The sequence below is a fragment of the Acinetobacter sp. SM34 genome (assembly GCF_022012365.1).
In the GTDB taxonomy this organism is placed as follows: domain Bacteria; phylum Pseudomonadota; class Gammaproteobacteria; order Pseudomonadales; family Moraxellaceae; genus Acinetobacter.
This window is the reverse complement of record NZ_JAKLTP010000005.1, coordinates 72,994-93,033: the sequence shown is the minus strand read 5'-3', so window position 1 is coordinate 93,033 and position 20,040 is coordinate 72,994. Positions and strand designations below refer to the sequence as shown.

Genomic DNA, 20,040 nt, shown 5'->3' with positions numbered 1-20,040 from the left:
TATATCTATACAAAAAATTGATCTTTAGAACATCGTGCATAGCCTGAAAGACTTACTTCAACGCTTTAAATCCAATTCCACTTTAATCTATTGTCTGCAAATTTTTATTGTTCTTAGCGGAACCACTCTAGGCCTGCTTTTTTTAGGCTATGAAGCCTTGATTGTGCCCGTTACTTTAGGGGCTATTGCCACTGCCCTGACCGATTTTGATGACCGTTTAAGTATCCGTCTGCGTAATCTGGTCTATGTCTGCATGCTGTTTTTTGGCGTCAGCAGTATTCTCGAATTTCTCTATCCTTATAAACTGCTTTTTATTCTGTATTTATCCTTATCTAGTGCTGGCTTTATTTTAATGGGTGCGCTGGGACAGCGTTATGCCACCATTTCTTTCGGCACCATTTTATTATCCATTTACACCATGTTTGGACTGGGCGAATACAGCGAATGGTATCAGCAGCCAAGCTATTTTGTGCTGGGTGCAGTCTGGTATGGCCTGAGCTCCATCATCTTTTATTTACTCAAGCCCACGCAGGCGGTACAAGACAATTTAGCCGCCAATTTCAATGCCATTGCCGCATTACTGCTGGCCAAAGCCCGCCTGTTTGATCCCGATAATACCGACAATATTGAACCGCTGCTGTATGAGCTTTCCTTAAAAAACAGTGAAGTGGTGCAAAGCCTGAATACTACCAAGGCATCTTTACTCACCCGTTTAAAAGCCTCGCGTGCCAATAAAAATACCATTTACTGGCTGAATCTGTATTTTCTGGCGCAAGACATTCATGAGCAAGCAACATCAAACTATCTGCATTACGAAAATATTCATAAAAACTTTAGCCGTACCGACCTGATTTTTCGGATTCAAAAGAATGTAAAACTGCATGCTTTATCGTGTCAGAAACTGGCGCACGATATTCTCAACCATCAAAGCTATCAATCCAATCCAGATACAGATATTGCGATTGCCAATTTAGAAAACTCGATTAATTTATGGATTGAAGAAAATCCGCAGAATCTGGAAGTAAAAAACCTGCTGCTGATTTTGCGTAACCTGAAAAAAATCCAGGAACAATTTATTAACTTAAGTCATGAACAAAACAATTACCGTCAGAATTATTTACAGCATCAGGAAAATTTAAACCTGCTGGATGATGATATTCACGATGTGCAGGATTTATGGCTCAAGCTGAAACAGCACCTGACACCGAACTCTGCCCTGTTCAGACATGCCGTACGGATTGCCTTTGTATTTGCGGTCGGCTATGCCATCTCTTTATTACCTTTTGCCAAAAATGGCTACTGGATTTTACTGACTAGTTTATTTGTCTGCCAGATCAGTTATTTTGCCACCAAAAGCCGTTTAAAACTGCGGACTTTAGGTACAGTTTTAGGAGTGCTGCTCGGCATTCCAATATTATATTTTGTACCGAGTATCGAAGGTCAACTGGTACTGACCATTATTTCAGGGGTGTATTTTTTCTATTTACGTTCCAAAAAATATGCCATGGCGACGCTGATGGCAACCTTAATGGTGCTGCTGATTTTCAACTTAAAAGGTGCAGGTTATGCCATTATTTTGCCACGCATTATTGATACCCTTTTAGGCTGTCTGATTGCCTGGTTTGCAGTCAGCTTTATCTGGCCGGACTGGAACTTCCGTAATATTTCCAGCACCATCAAAAAGAGCAATCAGGCCACTTTGGACTATTTTGATGCGGTGGTGAAGCAATACCAATTCGGTAAAAATAACAGTCTGAATTATCGTCGGGCCCGTCGTACCGCACACAATGCGCAGATTGAATTATCGAGCATGATTTCCAGCTTAAGTACTGAACCCAATCCCAACCATGTGTTGATTCATTCCGCCTTTCGCTATCTGGTCTATAGCCACAGCCAGCTCAGTTATGTTTCTGCTTTGGGCAGCCATCGTGAGCAGGTTCAGGATACTCAGGTACTGGATTTAATGTTGTGGTGTAAAGACACCTTATTCGCCGTGCTGTTACAGCAGCAGCCTTTAGATACAGATAAAATCCAAGATAAACTTCAAGAAATTAAACAGATGAGTACACAGGAAAATCTGTCTGAAGATTTATTACTGGTACTGAAACAGATTAGCTTATTACTCGAAACACTACCTGAACTGTTAAATCTAAGAACGACGTTATGGGTGCAGGAAATAAAATAATCCAAGCTAAATGCTTGGTTATAAGTATTTGATATATTTTATAAATACATCAAGTTTCGATTCACTGCTGCAGTAATATTAAGTACACTCAGGGTTCATTCTCATTGATTTAAGCATGACCATGAATATCCAAACTTTACGTATTGTCGGTCTTTTAGAAGGTATTTCCTTTCTGTTGCTTCTTTTCATCGCGATGCCGATGAAATATATGCTGGATAATCCAATCTTGGTGAAATATGTCGGTATGGGGCACGGCGTACTGTTTATCCTGTTCTTGATTGTTTTATTTACCGTTTGCGAAAAACAGAAATGGTCGATTTACATGTTTATTCTGGGTTTAATTGCATCCATTTTACCGTTCGGCACTTTTGTTTTTGATCGCAAGTTGAAGGCTGTTGAACAGCCAATTGCTGAATAAAAACTATTTCTTTAAGTTCAAGTGCATTCCTCCTCTGCTGCACTTTTGAAGCAGAGGACGGTGTGGCCTCAATGTTTAAAACGCGCCACTCTGTTTACGTTCTTTTAAAATCTGCTTAAGCGTCACTCGCGGGAAACTAAACCATAGCGCGATTAAAATAAAACACGCCACACTATATGCCAAATAATGATATTGCTCATACATCACTCGAACCAGTTCAATAATAATAAAGAAGCCGAACATCAACAGCATCGATACCGCTGCCGCAACTGTGCCTTTAGAAACTTCCGATGACATTAGCGCAAAGCGGTACAGCACGGAAAAACTGATGCCTTCACCAAAACTGATTAAAGTCATGCCTGCAATTAAGCACCAGATCAGATAATCCTGCCAAATCACCCCAGCCATTAAAACCACGGTTCCGAGTAACATAATCGGCAAGCCGATCAACACCGATTTCCCCAAAGCCAGTTTGTCGATAATTTTAATCAGCACCACATTACCGACAATCAATCCACCCAATACCGGAAACTGTGCCAAGCCATATTGCATGCTGCTAAAACCCAGTTCTTCCACCAGCATGACCGGTGACAGTGCAATCCACAGCATTAAAGGCATGCTAACCATCGGCAATGCCAGCGTCATGGCTAAAAAACGTTTGTTTTTATAGACCTGTTTAAAGTCATCCCAAATATAACTGAGCGGCTGTTTTGGAATGCTCACCTTTGTATCCGGCATTTTGGCTTTAAGTCCAAACCAGCTTAAAAAGGCCAACAAAGCAATACCAATAAAACCCCAATGCCATGACACATGATCAATCAGGAATGCACCAATCACAGGGCCGAGTAACGGTGCAAGCAAGGAAATGTTTGCCATCAATGCCATGACTTTAATGGCATCACGTTCTTCAAATGTTTCCTGAATCGCGGCATAACCGACTGCAGAAATGACCGTTAAGCCAATCCCCTGTAAAAAGCGCAGTGCTAAAAAGCTTTCAATATTTTTCGTTAATAGAATCAGTAAACAGCACAGTACAAAGAACAATACGCCTGCAAGCAGCACTTTTTTACGTCCCAAACGGTCGGACAATGGGCCGAGTAACCATGCCACACATGCCCCACCGAGCAGATAAAACGACATGGAAGATGGTGCCCATGAACTGCTTACGCCAAAGTCTTTGGCAATGGCGAGCATGGCTGGCTGAACCAAGTCATTGCCGATATAGACGGAAAATTCAAACAGAACCAATGCCAATGGGAACATAAGCGTGGCACGGTTTAAGGTGGCGGTTTGAACGTTTTGCATTGTTTTTCTACATATATTTTAGGCTTGTAGGGGGCTAAACACTGTTTTTCAGGGAGATCAGTATTCGCCCAATGACAAGCATTGAGTATTTAAATTAAATTTTGAAAAATATATAAAGCAATAAAAGGTTAAGACAATGATTTTTAAATCATGTTTCATTCATAAAACAATTAGATTTCAAAGATGGATACTCAAACAAATACACCTACTTGGTTGAGTAGGTGTAGTTTAACAGAGGCAGTCTAAAGCGTCGATCAGGCTTTAAAATTCAACTGAGATTTTGCTTAATTTTCAGAGATTCTGCCAAAACTTTATTTGCTTCGGCTATTAACTTAATTTGCTCAATTGAAACATCATTCGTATTTTTGGTATTTGATGAACCATTATAAAGCTCCTGTCCGAAGAAGCGATCAGCAAGACTTTTACGTAATTCAAGTCGATCTTCATCTTTAAACTCACGTGCATATAAAGGGAATGAAGCAAGTTCAGTACCTAGCATTTTCGCTTTATAAGCTACTTTTCGATGCTTAGAAGATTCTCGAGTTAAATACCAAGCAGGTGTTGTTAAGCTAAAAAGCATCAACGTTTTTAATAAACTGTCCCAGCCAAAAGGAATATGAATATAGGAGCTATCTCTCAAATGATTCCAATTTTGAATTGATAAATTTAAGAATCCAAATAATAGAAATGCCCCTATCACAGCGAAAATTAATAATGCCCAATTTCTATATTGATTCGCTAACTTAATTTCTTGATCATAAATACTTTCATATAATTTCTTAATTTCAATATTACTATCTTGATCAATTAATTGGCTATACACTTGATTTTTAGATTTTAATTCTTCAACAATTTTTAATGCCAAACCCCTACTATTCAATAAATCATTATTTAATATATCAATTTTTTCTTGCTGTAATTGAATATTGTTAATATTTTCTTGCAACAGCTTTAGATCATTTTTTATTTTGTAATATTGTATTTTTGCAAGTGAAAAATCCAAATCATCATTTTTATCTCTTAATAAGATATTTAAATTAGATTCATTTTTATATTTACTAAAGCATATCAAAACTACTTGGGCATTTTGATCAGCATCTAATAAATGATTCTTTGAAGTTGATTTTAAGTACAAATCTAAAGAATTATTAAATTTTTTAAAAACATCATGATGGGAAAAAAAGAAAGAATCTTGTTCCTTGAATTCGTCTTTTTCAATTTGTCTCTTTAATTCATCAAGATATGGATATTCTTCTTTAATTTGTTCTTCACTAATTTTTGAAACAAGGTCACTTAGCAAATTTTTCACATTAGAAAAGTAATTAAATAACTCCATTTTTTCTTGCATTTAAGTCCCTTACAAAAAGCGCATCAATCGATACGCTTTTTATGAGGCACAACAGCCTAATTTTCAACCATAAATCAAATATTTATTAAGAGCATTTAGCTTTTTGAAAAGACTTGGTGTTTTTGCTACGCATACATTGATACTCAGCTTGCGTACCTGTTTTCTTCCAGTCACCATCTACATTTTTAAAACTGTACGTGGTACGAATCGAACGAACAGAATCATCCTTTAAACCTGTTTCAGTTACTTTTACCTGTGCAGCTGTTGGTGACTCGGCACTGTTAAAATATTGACGAATCTCAACCGTTGCGGAGTCCTTACGCAAATCAGGTCTTTCTTTCAAGACTTGTTGTAATGGCGTACCGGATGAACCAAGATTCACTTTAGAAGCTAATTTTTGTGTCGTTGCACAGCCCGACATTAACCCTAAACAAATGACTGAGGCAGAGAGTAGACGTAACATTGGGAAATTTCCCCCATAAAAAAAAGACATTGCATCTATGATGCCATGCCTTTTTTTCATACTCGATAACAGTTATGTAGTCATCGGCGCATAGAACTTACAGGTTAAATATTACAAATCGAATAATTTACCCGGATTCATAATACCATTTGGATCGAATACCTGTTTCAAGGCTTTCATGTAGCCAATTTCTTCTTCAGAACGGGTGTAGTTGAGGTAAGGTTTTTTGGTCATACCAACACCGTGTTCCGCAGAAATCGAACCGTCATATTTTTTCACAGTTTCGAATACATATTTGTTCACTACCTGACATTTGGCAAAGAATTCGTCTTTACTTAGGTCAGCAGGTTTCAAGATATTCAAGTGCAAGTTACCGTCACCAATATGACCGAACCAGCAAATTTCAAAGTCTGGGTAGTTTTCAGCAACAATGGCATCAATTTCTTTGATGAATGCAGGCACGTGAGTAATCAGTACTGAAATATCGTTTTTGTATGGTGTGAATGGTGCGATTGATTCAGAGATATCTTCACGCAAACGCCATAAGCTATGCACTTGATCCAGGTTTTGACTCATCACGCCATCAAGTACCCAACCCTGTTCCATGCAATGCTCGAAGATTTCCATCGCCGCATCCATGATCGGTTCAAATGGCGCTTCAAACTCAAGCAACACATAGAAAGGACAAGCCGTTTCAAATGGACGTTGTACATGACCATTGTCCAGTACTTTCTGCATGGCCAATTCACCAAAGAATTCGAATGCAGTTAAATCAATTTTGTTCTGGAATGCGTGAAGTACCGGCATAATCGCATCAAAGTCTGGTACGCCTAAAACCATCACTTGTAAGTCATGCGGTTGACGCTCAAGCTTGATTTCAGCTTCAGTCACCAAACCTAAAGTCCCTTCACCACCAATGAATAAGTGTTGAAGCGCATAACCGGTTGCATTCTTGATCATGCCCTTGTTCAGACGAAGGATGTCACCTTTACCTGTCACAACAGTCAGACCAAGCACCCAGTTACGGGTCATGCCGTATTTAATCACTTTAATACCGCCAGCATTGGTACCAATGTTACCGCCAATTTGTGAAGAACCTGAAGATGCAAAATCTACCGGGTAATACATACCCTGTTCTTCAGCATAGTTTTGCAATTGTTCAGTCACTACACCGGCTTGTACACGTACCATACGGTCTGCAGGGAAGAACTCAAGAATCTGGTTCATCTTGTCCATGCTAATGACAATTTCACCATTGGCTGCAACCGCACCCGCAGATAAACCGGTACGACCACCAGACGGCGTAATTGCCACATTAAACTGGTTGGCAAGTTTTACAATCTGTTGCACTTGTTCCGTGCTAGATGGAAAAACGATGACCGACGGGTTTGGATCGAAATGTTTAGTGTGGTCCCGACCCCAATTTTGCAGGCTATCCGCATCTGTTTTAATGCGGTTTTCACCCACAATAGCTGTCAATTGGGTTAATAACTCAGGTGTTAAAGCGACTGGAGCATTCATCGTTTGCAAACCTAGCAAGAAATATACAAGTGGTGGATGGTCTATAGAGCATTCATTTGTAAAAAGATTCACAAGAAAATGTCATCTTGAACCGGGCGTGAACATAAAACCAGCAGCAGCACTGTGATCGATTTCACTGCCCGACATTATAAGGCATTTTCCACTGAAACCCCGAGGAAATAAGCATTTTGACAATCTAGCCTTAAAAATTACAACCTTAGTTAGACCAAAATTTGTCGTTCACGGCATATGTATGGCAAAAATACCTATCGTCTGTGTCATAAAAGGAAATGTCTATAGACCCTTCTCGTATGTTATCATATCGCGACTAAATTTGGCCTTTGTAGCGGAGCCGTAATGAGCCAACATCTTTCACTGCCTAAAGATAAAATTCGTTTCTTGTTGTTAGAAGGCGTTCATCAAAACGCAATCGACACATTAAATGCTGCTGGATACACCAACATCGATTACCGTAAAACTGCGCTTGAGGGTGAAGCGTTGAAAGAAGCGGTAAAAGATGCCCACTTCATCGGTATTCGTTCACGTACTCAACTGACTGACGAAGTATTTGAAGCAGCCAACAAGCTGATCGCTGTTGGCTGTTTTTGTATCGGTACCAATCAGGTAAATCTTGATGCTGCGATGGTTCGTGGTATTCCAGTATTTAACGCACCGTATTCAAATACCCGTTCAGTTGCTGAACTTGTACTTGCTGAAGCAATTCTTTTGCTTCGTGGCGTACCTGCTAAATCTGCTTCTACTCACCGTGGTGGCTGGAACAAATCTGCAGCAGGTTCGTTTGAAACTCGTGGTAAAACTTTAGGTATCGTTGGTTACGGCTCAATTGGTTCGCAACTTTCAGTACTTGCTGAAAGCATGGGTATGCACGTCATTTATTATGATGCTGTAACCAAACTTCCTATGGGTAATGCACGTCAAGTGGGTTCAATGGGTGAACTTCTTGCCAATGCAGACGTTGTATCTCTACACGTTCCAGACGTTCCATCTACGCGTAACTTCTTTGGCAAAGACCAGTTTGCACAAATGAAAGAAGGTTCGATCTTCATCAATGCTGCACGTGGTACTTGTGTGATCATTGAAGATCTTGCTGATGCGATCAAGTCTGGTCACATTGCAGGTGCTGCAGTTGACGTATTCCCTAAAGAACCTAAAGCAAACGGTGAAGAATTTGTTTCTCCACTTCGTGGCTTGGACAACGTGATCTTGACTCCTCACGTGGGTGGTTCAACCATGGAAGCGCAAGCTAACATCGGTTTGGAAGTTGCAGAAAAATTTGTTGCTTACTCAGATAAGGGTATGACTTTATCTGCGGTGAACTTCCCGGAAATCGCGTTGCCGTTGACTGAAGGTAAACACCGTTTACTTCACATCCACAAAAACATCCCGGGTGTATTGTCTAAAATCAACAACCTGTTTGCTGAACACGGCATCAACATCTCTGGTCAGTCATTAATGACTAAAGGTGACGTTGGTTACTTGGTGATGGACGTTGACGCAACTGCGTCTAAAGAAGCGCTTGATACACTTCAAGACGTTGAAGGTACAATCCGCGTTCGCGTATTGTTCTAATTCAATTTTATTAAAAAAACCACAGCATTCGTGCTGTGGTTTTTTTATTTTTATAGCTTTAGCTTTTTTGCTCCTCTCCCGCTATTCGATAAATCGAAACAAATTTAGTTATGCCGAATTTTAAAATGGCACCTCATCTCCAAGCGCCACTGATTCTTCTTATCGCAATGATGAGCATTCAAAGCAGTGGCTCTTTTGCCAAGTATTTATTCGGACAGTTTCCCATCCTGACTGTTTCGGCAATGCGCTTACTGCTAGGTTCATTGATCCTGACACTAATTTTTAAAATCTGGCAGATTAATTTCCGGCAGGTCAAATGGTCTGCCATTATCAGTTATGGCATTGCTCTGGCTGGTATGAATATGCTGTTTTACCTGTCGATTGATCGCCTTCCGCTTGGCATTGCCGTTTCTTTTGAATTTATTGGTCCACTCAGCGTTGCCTTATATCATGCACGACAAAAATACGATTTCATCTGGGTTGGGCTGGCCATACTTGGATTGGTTTTACTGTTTCCTTTTGCTCAGGCTGCCCAGTCTTTAGACCCACTGGGGATTTTCTTTGCCTTGGCTGCCGGTGCATGTTGGGCACTGTATATTGTGTCAGGTCAAAAACCTTCAGGTGTTTCAGGTAATCATACCGTGTGCTTAGGGATGTTTATTGGCATGCTGCTATTAATGCCCATTGCGCTGTTCTCGGGTATGCCTGCCCATACTTTCGCGCCAAGCAGTCTGATGTACTTTATGGCTTTGGCTGTGCTCGCGAGTGCCTTGCCCTTTAGTTTAGTTTAGTTTAGTTTAGTTTAGAGATGATTGCCTTACGCAATTTAAGCGCCTTAAGTTTTGGTACTTTAATGAGTGTGGAACCTGCCATTGCGGCACTTTCAGGTTTTATATTTTTAGGCGAACAGCTGCTTTGGAATCAGTGGCTGGCTTTAGCCACCATTATCACCGCCTCGATTGGCTGTACCTTTACCACGCAGCGAGCGAAAAAAGCCGTTGCAAGCAGCTAGAGCACTGTTTATTTTTCTCTTTTGATTTGAATTCAAAACTGATCGACTTCAGCAACTTGCATTTTAAAGATTGAAAAATTTTGAATTTAAATTTTAGTCTGCGAATGGCATACCTCAAAATTCAAACGATTTTCGTTATAATGCAGGCCCCTTTTTCATATGAACTACCACTACCGCTGTAGTTCTTGTATGTGCCATGCCCAAATCCCAAATGATTGCCGTGCTGTTTATGCTGCTGTCGATGGTGTCCTATCAAATTAGTGCATCTTTCGCCAAACAGCTGTTTATGGTACTTGATCCCCTGACTGTTACTATTTTGCGCTTGGGTTTTGCCTCGGTCATTGTCTGCATCATGTTCCGTTCATGGCACATCTTAAAGCGTCTGTCCTTCTTAAAATGGCGGGACTTATTGTGTTATAGCGCGGCACTTGGATTCATGAATATCCTGTTCTATATGTCTTTGGGGAAACTGCCTCAAGGCATTGCTGTCGGTTTGGAGTTTATCGGGCCTTTGGGCTTGGCCTTACTGTCTATCCAGCGCCGTAGTGATTATCTTTGGGTCGGACTTGCCATTTTAGGTATTGCCCTGATGGTACCGTGGGGACAGGCTCAAAGTGAACAATTTTCACTGATCGGTGCTGCATGTGCCTTAGCGGCGGGACTATGCTGGGCATTTTATATTTATTTTGGCCAAAAGGTGGTGCAGCAGAATATTGGCATGCATGCCCTGACCATTGCCATCAGTTTATCTGCATTGACGCTATTACCGATTGGACTCTACCACAATGCAGCGGCATTAGTTGAAACCCAATATTGGGGCAAGGCCTTGGCAATTGCAGTATTGGCAACCGCCATTCCTTATGCACTAGATCTGCAAGCACTTAAACATTTAAGTAAGCTGAGTTACGGCACATTATCCAGTCTTTCTCCTGCTCTGGCTGCACTTATGGGACTGCTTTTGCTGGGAGAAAAAATAGGAATATTACAGTGGATTGCCCTGCTGTGTGTCATGCTGGCATCGGTTGGGGTGACGTTCAGATCCCGCCAAAAAGTCAAGTCTTGAAATAACTCAATTCAAAAAAGATGGCACTAACGCCATCTTTTTTATCCTGCAATTTTGAATTTAAATTTTAGTTTTTTACCAGCATATCTTTTTTCATTTCTTTATAACGCTGATATTCATTCTTGTACTGCACTGCTAAATCTGTTTTCTGTTCCTCTTCCAGAATTTTTCCAGCCTGTTGAAAAAAGCCGTGTTCTTCCTCTTTCAAATGATGATGGACCTTTTCAGAAAGCTTTTTGGCTAGCGCGATCCAGCCGGGATTGCTGAAATCGGTTTCACTCAGCTCTTCAATCATCTCATCCATTTCATGATGTTCGGCCAAAGCATGACGGGTAATATTCAGTCCAGAGTCTGTCAGCATGAGTGGAATATAAAAATAACGGTCTTCAGCCGTCTCATGTGCAAATAATTCATTCTTTAGTTGTTTGAATAACTCATGGCGTTCTGGTGAATCCCCAGAAGTGTGCAGTAATTTTTCTGCCAGATCGCGCTGGATTTCATGACTTTCCCTTAATGCTTCGAAAATGGTCATCATGTAATTTTTCTCCTGTTTTTATCATGCCTTTAATCCAGCATAGAATGGAATTGGCAAATATTCAGGAACTTTTATAAGGAGAATTTGTATAAGAAAGTTTAATGTCGAAAATGATTTATGGGGAAAATGTTTGATAAGCCAAACGGCAGATCAATATGCTCACCAGAATTAAAAACAGAATCCGGATAAAACCGCTGCCATATTTCAATGCAGCCCGCACACCGACTATTGAACCGGCCACATTGGCTACAGCCATCATTAAACCCAAGCCAAACAGGACATGACCGGTCGGGGCGAAAAAGCTCAGTGCCGCCAGGTTGGTGGTTAAATTGGCCACCTTGGACAACGCTGAAGCATGCAAAAAGTCTGCTTGTAGGTAACGGATAAAAAAGAAGATGAAAAAGCTGCCGGTGCCTGGACCAAAAATGCCGTCATAAAAACCAATCAGCAGGCTGCCTACTGCTGCCAACAGCAAGATTTTTGGCGTCAGTTCCTGACGCACATGCACCTGCCCAAACTGCTTTTTCATAAAGGTATAGATGGCAATCACGATCAGCATCACCAATACACACGGACGCAACACTTCTTTGGGAATCATGCTGACACAGGCCGCACCGGCAAAAGAGCTGACAAAAGCACAACTGGCAATAACCGCCAGCAGCTTCCAGCGCAATTTGACTTTACGCACAAATGAATAGGCCGCCGATGCAGTACCGCAAATCGAGGACAGTTTGTTGGTGCCAAACACGGTTGCTGGCGACAGTTGCGGCATGGCATTCATAATCGCTGGAATCTGAATCAGTCCCCCACCTCCTACTGCTGCATCAATCGCACCTGCAAAAAATGCAAAGAACAGAAGGCTTAAGACAATTTCAATTTCCATAAATTTACTTCAACAATTACTCGAGATTTAACACGCGTTTCGGAACCAGACGATTACGCTCGGTAATTTCAGCCAGACCTAAACATTTTTCACCATCAAACACCAGCACCTGAGCTTCAGCTGCATGTTCAATATTGCTTTCCATGCCACGGCTAAAATATTCAGCACGTCCTTCAGGCACCTGAACTTTAGGAAAATGATCCACAGGTGCATAGGCAGGCAACAACAAAGCCTCACGCTCTTGCTCAGTCAGGCTCTCCAGATACTCAATGGTGTATTCAGGAATCAGGTCGAAATGACCGGTTTTAATACGGTGCAGATACGTCAGATGACCAAAGGTACCCAAGGCTTGGGCAATATCTTCACCCAATACACGAATGTATGTACCTTTAGAACAGGTCACATCAAGGCTAATACTATTTTCGGTAAAAGAGAGTAATTCGATGGCATAAATATGAATCGGACGTGCTTCCCGTTCAATTTCTATCCCTTTACGCGCCAACTCATATAGCGGACGGCCTTCTTTTTTCAGTGCCGAATACATGGGTGGCACTTGCTGAATATCGCCGACAAATTTTGCCAAAACCTGGGCAATTTTCTCTTCAGTCAATGCAGGCACAGCCTGTTCCAGCAGCACTTCCCCTTCAACATCGCCAGTCGTAGTGCTATGTCCCAAATGAATGGTGGTTAGGTAACGCTTGGTCGAATCGAGCAAATAATGGGAAAATTTGGTTGCCTCACCCAAACAGATTGGCAATAAACCTGAAGCCAATGGATCTAAAGCCCCAGTATGCCCGGCCTTTTGCGCCCGATACAGCCAGCGTACTTGTTGCAAGGCAGCATTTGAACTGATACCCAAAGGCTTATTCAATAAAAATACGCCACTGATATGACGGCGCTGAATTTTAGGTGAAGTCTTTTTCATAGTGAAAATCAAACAAGTTCAAACGGCTGCTATGTTAGCAACCGCTTGTCATTTTTTACAACTTTTCTACGCTTTATTAATTTTTTTTATGGCACATTGGGTTCACTTTTTAGAACCATAAAAAACAGAAAAAGAAGGTTGCATAGGAAATGCATAAACATCATAAATTATGGATTATTTTGGTGGTGATTTTGGTGTGTCTAGGAGTGCTGTTATTTTGGCTTGCACCATCCCAGTCCACCGCAGAACAAACAGAGGCTGCTCAAGCGGCTAATGTACAGAATAATGCCTTAACATCGTCTATGCCAGCCACTACAGATCAAAGTCGGGCTTTGGTCAGTCATAGTCAGCAAGACACGCAAGTGAACTGTCAATTAAGTCTAGACAATGCCAATCATTTAATCGTGAATGAACAGACACGCAACTGTTTTGAATATTTCATTACCGAGTATGGTGAAAAAGATCTCAAGCAAATCAAACATGATTTCAAAGCCTACATCCAGCTAAACTATAAAGAACCCGCTTTAGGGCAAATTATTGATTTGTGGAATCGCTACATGGATTACCGGGAAAAACTAGGCGATTTGCAGGCACCTAATATCGATAAGGAAGATCCCAAATATTATCAAAGCATTTTTGCGAATATGAAAAATTTGCGTAAACAACTTTTCTCTGACTACGAAATTGAAGGCTTATTTGGTACTGAAGATACCTATCATGAATATACTCTCAATCGCATGGCCATTCTGGCAGACAAGAGTTTAACCGAAGCACAAAAAGCACAAAAATTAAAAGATCTGTTTAATCAGTTACCTGAAGACTGGAAAGAAAACCTCGAACAACTCAATAAACTGGAAGACTTGCGCAAACTCACCGCAGACATAAAAGCCCGTGGCGGTTCAGCGGAAGAAATTCATCAGATGCGTACCAATCTGGTAGGTCCCGAGGCCACCCAACGTTTAGAAGCCTTAGATAGTCAACGCACCGACTGGAAAGATAAGGTCAATCAATATCTGAATGAACGGGACAGCATCATGAAAAGCGGCATGAGTGATGAAGCCAAGCAACAAGCCGTGCAGAAATTACGGACTCAGCATTTTAAAAAACCAGAAGAACAACTTCGAGTAGGGACTTTTGAAACTATCCATGATCAGGGAGGAAAATTACCATATAGCGAGTAATCGCAATGTAGACCAATAAGGCGATCAGATCGATCCTCTTATTATTCAGCACCTGTACCAACTAAAGTTTAAAAAATGGGGACAGGGTTAAAAATAAAAAAAGTGAGATAAACAAAATGAAATGGAACTCAAAGCGTTTAATTTGCGCAATTTTATCTGGCGCTGCAATTGCATCCAGCCAAATGGCTGTAGCGGGTAATGCATCGCAAATTAAAGGGAATGCGATCACCAGCTATGCAAAAACCAAATATCCATTGGTGTTTGCTCATGGTATGGGCGGCTGGATTCGTGCAGGAACTGATGAACTGGGTGTGGATTATTGGTATCAAATCTTGCCAGATTTGGCTCGCAATGGATCAAATGTCTGGGCAACCCGTGTTTCACCCTTTAACTCATCAGAAGTTCGTGGCGAACAGCTGCTACAACAAGTGGATGAGATTCTGGCTTTAACCGGTGCGCAGAAAGTCAACTTATTGGGACATAGTCATGGTGGTCACAGTATTGCCTATGTTTCAAATGTGGCTCCACAAAAGGTAGCTTCAGCTACGGCTATCTCTAGCCCGCTGAAAGGTTCAAAAGTCGCAGATTTGATTATTTCTGCTGAAGGAACCGCGCTAGAAGGGCCTTTAGTCAATGTCGTGAATTTTGCTTCTAAAATGCTGGTTTGGGCACAAGGACTCGATCCAAACTCCTTCCCGCATGACTCATTAAATGCGGGTAAGAGTTTAAGTCTTGCAGGCTCTGCAGCATTCCAGACCAAATATCCTCTAGGAATGCCAAAAACCGCATGCGGTGAAGGGGCAGCAACTGAAAAAGGCATTTATTTTTATTCCTTCTCAGGTGTAGGAACCGTGACCAATACAAATGACCCAGACATGCTCTTGGGTGTAACGGCATTGCTTACTGATCTTAAGGGTGACAATGATGGTCTGGTTTCTCGCTGTAGTGCCAAATATGGTAAAACCATTCGCGACAACTATAACTGGAATCATCTAGATGCAATTAACCAATTCTTTGGTTTAACTGCCTTTTTGGCACCTGATCCGGTTGCTGTTTACAGACAACATGCCAACCGCTTGAAGCTACAGGGTTTATAAAAATATTGGCATAAGTGCAGCCTGCGCTTATGCCATCGTCTGAATATCAAGCATGATGATCAGCGCGACTAAATCCATGCACTATTCAGTACTCCAATGAGCACTTTATTGCTGTCCCAAAAACAGCTCGTCCATAGCATGGATACCTGATGATCACAGGAGGAACTATTCAACCATTCACCACCTTTAATAAAAACAACCTCCAAATAAAAACATCATTTAAGGAAAAGTTGATGAAAACTTTAAATGCTAATCTAAGAAATAAAAAAGCCATCATGCTTGCCGTGATAACTACTTTAGCTATAGGACTTAGCGCAGAAACTCAAGCTTCAAAAGGAATTTTACAAATTAAAGAAACGGTAAAGTCTGACTATGCCAAAACCAAGTATCCTATTGTCATGGTCCATGGCTGGTTAGGCTGGTCACGCATCGGTGATGACAGTTTCAATCTTGATTACTGGTACCAGATTTTGCCTGATATGGCCCGCAATGGTTCAACGGTTTTTGCCGCACAACTCTCCCCTGCCAATACCACCGAGTTCCGTGGTGAACAGTTGATTGCTCAAGTAGAAGAAGTACTCGCGATTACTGGTAAGGACAGAGTCAACCTGATTGGTCACAGTCATGGTGGCCCAACCGTACAATATGTAGCAGCTGTAAAACCGCAGTATGTAGCATCGGTAACAGGCGTGGGCGGAACATATCGCGGTTCTAAAGTCGCCGATGATATTCAAAACAATACGCTTAGCCGTAGCGCATTCAATATCTTGGGACAATATCTGATTGGGCCGATATTAACTTGGGCACAAGCGAATCCCGATATTCCCGTTAACTTTGATGCATCAATGAAATCATTGACTGAAGTCGAATCTGCAAACTTTAATAAGCGCTTCCCGACCACAGCCTTAGCTTCTGACTGTAACAAGAGTGGCGCTAAAGTGGATAAGGGAATCTATTATTATTCTTGGGGTGGTACCGCACAAACCACCAATCTTTTAGACATTGATACAATTCTGATGCAACTTGGCCCATTGTCTTATGGCAACAAGGACAATGATGGCATGGTGGCTCGTTGTAGTTCACATATCGGTCAAGTCATTCGTGATGATTACAACCTTAATCACACCGATCTGGCCAATATGATGTTTGGTTTAAAAGGTCTCTTCGCACCTGATCCTGTTGCTCTCTTTAGGCAACATGCCAACCGCTTAAAACTGCAAGGGTTATAAATTTACATAGCCAATTTCAAGCATAAAAAAATGCGCCGAAGGGCGCATTTTTTTCACTCGTATAAAACTTAAAATTAAGCTTTAACTTTACGAGCTGGCAATTTTTCACGAATACGTGCAGCTTTACCAGACAATTCGCGTAGGTAGTAAAGTTTAGCACGACGAACGTCACCACGACGTTTCACTTCGATACCAGCAACGATTGGTGAATGTGTTTGGAAAACACGTTCAACACCAACACCGCTAGAGATTTTGCGTACTGTGAACGCAGAGTTCAAGCCACGGTTTTTCTTAGCAATTACAACGCCTTCAAATGCCTGAAGACGTTCACGCTCACCTTCTTTTACTTTTACTTGAACTACTACAGTATCACCAGGAGCAAAAGCAGGGATATCTGATTTTAACTGAGCATTTTCAATAATTTGAACTAAAGGATGTTTACCACTCATTGTGGGAATCTCCAATATGTGCGGGACAGAAGAGGTCTGTGCTACCGCTGGGGATAGAGGCTAAATCGCGTATCGACCCGTTTATCTTTCCCTTTATTACTTAAGCAGATACTCAAGCCAATAAAGAGCCTATTCATTAATACTTAAATCAAATTTAAGTATGCAAATCTTTTAGCCATTTTTTTTGCTGCTTGGTCAACTCCGCTTTTTCCACCAACTCAGGTCGGCGTTCAAGGGTTCGTTGATAGCGCTGCAAAAACCGCCATTTTTCAATGTTGGCATGGTGTCCCGATTTTAATACTTCAGGAACATCCAAACCTTCAAAATGGTCTGGCTTGGTATATTGTGGGCAATCTAACAGACCATCCACAAATGAATCTTGCACAGCGGACTGTTCATCTGACATGGCACCCGGAAGTCTCCGAATGATACTGTCCAATAAAACCATCGCAGGCAGTTCACCACCCGATAACACGTAATCGCCAATTGACCATTCCTGATCAACATATTGCTGGATCAAACGTTCATCGACCCCTTCATAACGTCCGCACAACACAATCAGTCCGTCATATTCGACAAACTGCTGTACCGCAGGTTCGTTTAAGGTTTTTCCTTGCGGCGACATATACACCACAGGAACCTGAACACATCCTGCTTGCTTTGCAAGCTCTTTGGCATGGTTGATTGCTTTGGACAGAGGTTCTGCCATCATCACCATACCTGGACCACCACCAAATGGACGTTCATCCACTCTTTTGTAGTTGCCCTCAGCATAATCGCGAGGATTAATGCAAGTAACTTGCACTATTTCACGTTTTGCCGCACGCCCGCTAATACCGTAGGCTGTAATCGCTTCAAACATTTCAGGAAAAAGCGTAATGACTGCAAAAAACATCGCAGACTCCTCTACTTTCCTGCTGCGTTCATCCTTAAAGGACAAGCTCTTAAATATTTAGTAATCCACGCCCCAATTTACGTAGATACGACCAGCTTCAAGATCAACTCGCTGTACCACATCTTTATGCCATGGAATCATGCGTTCTTCAGCATCAATGCTGTCCGGTGTTGCGTGAACCACCATCACATCATTGGCACCCGTCTCAAACATTTCATGGATTTTACCGAGATTCACTTCTTGTTCGTTTTCATCAAGACCCAACACGGTTAAGCCTTTTAAATCCGACCAGTAAAACTCATCCATTCCTGCTTTCGGAAGCTGCGCTTTTGAAATCCAGACATTTACGCCAACCAAGCCATCCGCTGCAGTGCGATCACTCACACCCTTCAACGAAACAACCAGGCCTTTGCCATGCGGTTTCCAACGTTTTACATCTACTGTTTGCCAACCTGCTTTGGTTTCAATGTACCAAGGAAGATAGTCAAAGATGTTGCTCATAGGTTCTGTATTGGAATAGACCCAGAGCCACCCATTTAATCCATATGCTGAACGTAACTGTCCAATCTGAATACGATCTTCGGGAACATTCTGTGTTGGTGTCATGGGCTACCTACTACAATTAAGCAGCAGCTGCAGCTTTCTTAGCTTGAGCAGCTAAAGAAGCAACGCGTTCAGACGGTTGAGCGCCTTGAGCAACCCAATGAGCAAAACGATCAGCATCTAAACGAAGTTTTTCTGCTTTACCTTGAGCTGTAGGGTTAAAGAAACCAATACGTTCGATGAAACGACCGTCACGCGCATTGCGGCTATCAGTTACAATAACTTGATAGAACGGACGTTTTTTAGCACCACCGCGTGCTAGACGAATTACAACCATGATAGAACCTTATAGTTTTTACGGATTATCCATGAACCGACCATCGGCAGCATTTCAAACCCCTTTCATAGAGGGCAATATTTTACGTTATATTTGCCCTGAAAGAAAGATCAAATTTTAGGTTATCCACAGTTTTGAATTTAGATTTATCTGCCATCCCAATTAGAGGTTGCAGATAATGCACATGCTGTTGCACCTTTGGCCCAGAATTTTTGACCTTGGTCGTTTAGACAAATAATACCATCCCCTGCTTGTGATGAAGTTGATATAGGCGTGGCAGTCATCACCCAGGTGTTATCGGTCAATGTACTAAAGGCAAGTGTAAATGATGCAGTACCTGTTCTCGGAAAAACATTGCCCCCATATAAACTGGTCATGGTTGCAGTTGCCGGATATTTAAAATTAGCCAGCTTATGAGACTCAAGACGCTGTGCCCTATTCATCATTTCTACCTGAACATCGGCACGGTTTACTCTTTTTTTATATTGGGCATAACTAGGCAGTGCAATTGCTGCAATTATGGCAATTATGGCCACCACAATCATTAACTCAATCAATGTAAATCCATTACGCATTACCAGGCCTCACTATTGGTTTCACAAACCGTACACACTGCGCTAGAACAATCATTATCCACGGCTGTTGTGGTTGTACTCTGACAACGCAGTCCCGAACTTTTCGCTAGTAACTTCATTTGTTTAGCCTCTGAAGTTGTGGCTTTAATCACCCAGGTTTGACCATTAGTCGCAGTTGAATTTAACGCATTTCCAGCTGCTGTATCATCCGTAACAGTAAGGGTGTATCCACCACGATTAAGCGTAACTGTGCTCGTAGCAAAATTTTTATAACTGAAGTTCCTAGTCTTATGCCTTTCCAATTGATCAGCCAATTTTAATATTTCCTGCTGAGCAAAAGCGGCATTCGCCTTACGAGTATACGCCTGATAGCCAGGAAGTGCGATTGCTGCAAAAATTGCAATCACCATTACCACAATCATCAATTCAATCAGGGTAAACCCCTGATTGAATTTTAGCGTTAAAGATCTGTTCATTCATACTATC

20 protein-coding genes and 1 pseudogene are annotated in these 20,040 nt (G+C 41.6%); 8 read left to right on the top strand and 13 right to left on the bottom strand.

The genetic code is table 11. The annotated features are described in order from the left end of the window. Window positions 1-34 precede the first annotated feature (34 nt). Both yccS and LZZ98_RS05970 read left to right on the top strand, forming a co-directional pair. Entirely contained in the window at window positions 35-2,185 is a 2,151-nt protein-coding gene (gene yccS / locus LZZ98_RS05975) for a YccS family putative transporter (RefSeq protein ID WP_237787068.1), read from the top strand. A 121-nt stretch (window positions 2,186-2,306) separates the two neighbouring features. Continuing rightward, window positions 2,307-2,603, top strand: coding sequence for a DUF3817 domain-containing protein (locus LZZ98_RS05970; protein WP_237787151.1), 297 nt, complete (start codon window positions 2,307-2,309; stop codon window positions 2,601-2,603). Between the two features lie 75 nt (window positions 2,604-2,678). Here the strand turns inward: LZZ98_RS05970 and craA are convergent, their stop codons facing one another. The 4 genes from craA to LZZ98_RS05950 all read right to left on the bottom strand — a co-directional run bounded on the left by craA (window position 2,679) and on the right by LZZ98_RS05950 (window position 7,240). Continuing rightward, window positions 2,679-3,908, bottom strand: a complete 1,230-nt coding sequence (gene craA / locus LZZ98_RS05965) for a chloramphenicol efflux MFS transporter CraA (RefSeq protein WP_237787067.1) — start codon at window positions 3,906-3,908, stop codon at window positions 2,679-2,681. A 268-nt stretch (window positions 3,909-4,176) separates the two neighbouring features. Continuing rightward, window positions 4,177-5,256, bottom strand: a complete 1,080-nt coding sequence (locus LZZ98_RS05960; protein ID WP_237787066.1) for a hypothetical protein — start codon at window positions 5,254-5,256, stop codon at window positions 4,177-4,179. Between the two features lie 85 nt (window positions 5,257-5,341). Beyond that, window positions 5,342-5,719 (bottom strand): hypothetical protein, encoded by a 378-nt coding sequence (locus tag LZZ98_RS05955; protein WP_237787065.1) that lies wholly within the window; start codon window positions 5,717-5,719, stop codon window positions 5,342-5,344. A 111-nt stretch (window positions 5,720-5,830) separates the two neighbouring features. Beyond that, window positions 5,831-7,240 carry an FAD-binding oxidoreductase gene (locus tag LZZ98_RS05950; protein WP_237787064.1) on the bottom strand — a complete coding sequence of 470 codons (1,410 nt, stop codon included), beginning with the start codon at window positions 7,238-7,240 and terminating at the stop codon, window positions 5,831-5,833. Window positions 7,241-7,597: 357 nt separating this feature from the next. Here LZZ98_RS05950 and serA point away from each other — a divergent pair, with 357 nt between their 5' ends. The 3 genes and pseudogenes from serA to LZZ98_RS05935 all read left to right on the top strand — a co-directional run bounded on the left by serA (window position 7,598) and on the right by LZZ98_RS05935 (window position 10,905). Further along, a complete protein-coding gene (serA, locus tag LZZ98_RS05945) occupies window positions 7,598-8,830 on the top strand; it encodes a phosphoglycerate dehydrogenase (protein ID WP_237787063.1) in 1,233 nt (410 codons plus the stop codon). 110 nt (window positions 8,831-8,940) lie between these two features. Next, window positions 8,941-9,842: pseudogene (locus LZZ98_RS05940) on the top strand (EamA family transporter). A 196-nt stretch (window positions 9,843-10,038) separates the two neighbouring features. Then, window positions 10,039-10,905, top strand: coding sequence for an EamA family transporter (locus LZZ98_RS05935; protein ID WP_237787062.1), 867 nt, complete (start codon window positions 10,039-10,041; stop codon window positions 10,903-10,905). A gap of 67 nt (window positions 10,906-10,972) precedes the next feature. Here LZZ98_RS05935 and LZZ98_RS05930 read toward each other — a convergent pair whose 3' ends face one another. From LZZ98_RS05930 to truB, 3 genes are all read right to left on the bottom strand, one after another. After that, window positions 10,973-11,440: a hemerythrin domain-containing protein gene (locus tag LZZ98_RS05930; protein ID WP_237787061.1), complete on the bottom strand. Its 468-nt coding sequence runs from the start codon at window positions 11,438-11,440 to the stop codon at window positions 10,973-10,975. Window positions 11,441-11,555: 115 nt separating this feature from the next. Next, window positions 11,556-12,323: a sulfite exporter TauE/SafE family protein gene (locus LZZ98_RS05925; protein WP_237787060.1), complete on the bottom strand. Its 768-nt coding sequence runs from the start codon at window positions 12,321-12,323 to the stop codon at window positions 11,556-11,558. A gap of 16 nt (window positions 12,324-12,339) precedes the next feature. Further along, window positions 12,340-13,248, bottom strand: a complete 909-nt coding sequence (gene truB, locus LZZ98_RS05920; RefSeq protein WP_237787059.1) for a tRNA pseudouridine(55) synthase TruB — start codon at window positions 13,246-13,248, stop codon at window positions 12,340-12,342. Window positions 13,249-13,397: 149 nt separating this feature from the next. Between truB and LZZ98_RS05915 the strand changes: the two genes are divergently transcribed. From LZZ98_RS05915 to LZZ98_RS05905, 3 genes are all read left to right on the top strand, one after another. Beyond that, entirely contained in the window at window positions 13,398-14,429 is a 1,032-nt protein-coding gene (locus tag LZZ98_RS05915) for a lipase secretion chaperone (RefSeq protein WP_237787058.1), read from the top strand. 116 nt (window positions 14,430-14,545) lie between these two features. Continuing rightward, window positions 14,546-15,526 (top strand): lipase family alpha/beta hydrolase, encoded by a 981-nt coding sequence (locus LZZ98_RS05910; RefSeq protein WP_237787057.1) that lies wholly within the window; start codon window positions 14,546-14,548, stop codon window positions 15,524-15,526. Window positions 15,527-15,801: 275 nt separating this feature from the next. Beyond that, on the top strand, window positions 15,802-16,755 hold the full coding sequence (locus LZZ98_RS05905; protein ID WP_442862693.1) for an esterase/lipase family protein: 954 nt from the start codon (window positions 15,802-15,804) through the stop codon (window positions 16,753-16,755). Window positions 16,756-16,829: 74 nt separating this feature from the next. Here the strand turns inward: LZZ98_RS05905 and rplS are convergent, their stop codons facing one another. From rplS to LZZ98_RS05875, 6 genes are all read right to left on the bottom strand, one after another. Then, the gene (gene rplS, locus LZZ98_RS05900; RefSeq protein ID WP_086198593.1) at window positions 16,830-17,204 is read right to left on the bottom strand and encodes a 50S ribosomal protein L19; all 375 of its coding nucleotides are present in this window, start codon (window positions 17,202-17,204) and stop codon (window positions 16,830-16,832) included. 154 nt (window positions 17,205-17,358) lie between these two features. Next, window positions 17,359-18,099: a tRNA (guanosine(37)-N1)-methyltransferase TrmD gene (trmD, locus tag LZZ98_RS05895; RefSeq protein WP_086174520.1), complete on the bottom strand. Its 741-nt coding sequence runs from the start codon at window positions 18,097-18,099 to the stop codon at window positions 17,359-17,361. A gap of 57 nt (window positions 18,100-18,156) precedes the next feature. Continuing rightward, entirely contained in the window at window positions 18,157-18,705 is a 549-nt protein-coding gene (gene rimM, locus LZZ98_RS05890; RefSeq protein ID WP_237787055.1) for a ribosome maturation factor RimM, read from the bottom strand. A gap of 16 nt (window positions 18,706-18,721) precedes the next feature. After that, complete coding sequence (gene rpsP / locus LZZ98_RS05885; protein WP_068912833.1) at window positions 18,722-18,979, bottom strand: 30S ribosomal protein S16; 258 nt, start codon at window positions 18,977-18,979, stop codon at window positions 18,722-18,724. 146 nt (window positions 18,980-19,125) lie between these two features. Continuing rightward, entirely contained in the window at window positions 19,126-19,554 is a 429-nt protein-coding gene (locus tag LZZ98_RS05880; RefSeq protein WP_269091579.1) for a type IV pilin protein, read from the bottom strand. Then, window positions 19,554-20,030 (bottom strand): type IV pilin protein, encoded by a 477-nt coding sequence (locus tag LZZ98_RS05875; protein ID WP_237787054.1) that lies wholly within the window; start codon window positions 20,028-20,030, stop codon window positions 19,554-19,556. Before LZZ98_RS05875 ends, LZZ98_RS05880 begins: the two co-directional genes overlap by 1 nt. Window positions 20,031-20,040 lie beyond the last annotated feature (10 nt).

Bases quoted from the DNA above. Each gene is read 5' to 3' on its own strand.
- LZZ98_RS05970 (WP_237787151.1), top strand. From the start codon at position 2,307: ATGAATATCCAAACTTTACGTATTGTCGGTCTTTTAGAAGGTATTTCC.
- craA (WP_237787067.1), bottom strand. From the start codon at position 3,908: ATGCAAAACGTTCAAACCGCCACCTTAAACCGTGCCACGCTTATGTTC.
- LZZ98_RS05960 (WP_237787066.1), bottom strand. From the start codon at position 5,256: ATGCAAGAAAAAATGGAGTTATTTAATTACTTTTCTAATGTGAAAAAT.
- LZZ98_RS05955 (WP_237787065.1), bottom strand. From the start codon at position 5,719: ATGTTACGTCTACTCTCTGCCTCAGTCATTTGTTTAGGGTTAATGTCG.
- LZZ98_RS05950 (WP_237787064.1), bottom strand. From the start codon at position 7,240: ATGAATGCTCCAGTCGCTTTAACACCTGAGTTATTAACCCAATTGACA.
- serA (WP_237787063.1), top strand. From the start codon at position 7,598: ATGAGCCAACATCTTTCACTGCCTAAAGATAAAATTCGTTTCTTGTTG.
- LZZ98_RS05935 (WP_237787062.1), top strand. From the start codon at position 10,039: ATGCCCAAATCCCAAATGATTGCCGTGCTGTTTATGCTGCTGTCGATG.
- LZZ98_RS05930 (WP_237787061.1), bottom strand. From the start codon at position 11,440: ATGATGACCATTTTCGAAGCATTAAGGGAAAGTCATGAAATCCAGCGC.
- LZZ98_RS05925 (WP_237787060.1), bottom strand. From the start codon at position 12,323: ATGGAAATTGAAATTGTCTTAAGCCTTCTGTTCTTTGCATTTTTTGCA.
- truB (WP_237787059.1), bottom strand. From the start codon at position 13,248: ATGAAAAAGACTTCACCTAAAATTCAGCGCCGTCATATCAGTGGCGTA.
- LZZ98_RS05915 (WP_237787058.1), top strand. From the start codon at position 13,398: ATGCATAAACATCATAAATTATGGATTATTTTGGTGGTGATTTTGGTG.
- LZZ98_RS05910 (WP_237787057.1), top strand. From the start codon at position 14,546: ATGAAATGGAACTCAAAGCGTTTAATTTGCGCAATTTTATCTGGCGCT.
- LZZ98_RS05905 (WP_442862693.1), top strand. From the start codon at position 15,802: ATGCTTGCCGTGATAACTACTTTAGCTATAGGACTTAGCGCAGAAACT.
- rplS (WP_086198593.1), bottom strand. From the start codon at position 17,204: ATGAGTGGTAAACATCCTTTAGTTCAAATTATTGAAAATGCTCAGTTA.
- trmD (WP_086174520.1), bottom strand. From the start codon at position 18,099: ATGTTTTTTGCAGTCATTACGCTTTTTCCTGAAATGTTTGAAGCGATT.
- rimM (WP_237787055.1), bottom strand. From the start codon at position 18,705: ATGACACCAACACAGAATGTTCCCGAAGATCGTATTCAGATTGGACAG.
- rpsP (WP_068912833.1), bottom strand. From the start codon at position 18,979: ATGGTTGTAATTCGTCTAGCACGCGGTGGTGCTAAAAAACGTCCGTTC.
- LZZ98_RS05880 (WP_269091579.1), bottom strand. From the start codon at position 19,554: ATGCGTAATGGATTTACATTGATTGAGTTAATGATTGTGGTGGCCATA.
- LZZ98_RS05875 (WP_237787054.1), bottom strand. From the start codon at position 20,030: ATGAACAGATCTTTAACGCTAAAATTCAATCAGGGGTTTACCCTGATT.